Annotated in this window: 1 protein-coding gene; it reads left to right on the forward strand. The window is 65.6% G+C overall.

Going from position 1 to position 241, the window contains the following annotated elements; genetic code table 11:
• Positions 1–241, forward strand: a 241-nt coding sequence (locus AAEY83_RS18085; protein ID WP_351061460.1) for an NADP-dependent isocitrate dehydrogenase, incomplete at both ends; no start/stop codon positions are given.

A 241-nucleotide genomic window follows, 5' to 3' on the forward strand; every position in this document is an offset into this window, starting at 1 on the left:
GCTACGACAAGATCAAGGGCAGCGCGGTGAACCCGGTGCTGCGCGAAGGCAACTCCGACCGCCGCGCGCCGCTGTCGGTCAAGAACTACGCACGCAAGCATCCGCACAAGATGGGCGCGTGGAAGTCCACGTCGAAGGCCCACGTCGCGCACATGAGCGAAGGCGACTTCTACGGCAGCGAGAAGTCGGCGCTGATCGCCGAGGCCGGCAGCGTGAAGATCGAACTCACGACGACCGACGG

The sequence above is a fragment of the Psychrobacter sp. TB20-MNA-CIBAN-0197 genome, assembly GCF_040309765.1.
Classification (GTDB): Bacteria; Pseudomonadota; Gammaproteobacteria; order Pseudomonadales; family Moraxellaceae; genus Psychrobacter; species Psychrobacter submarinus.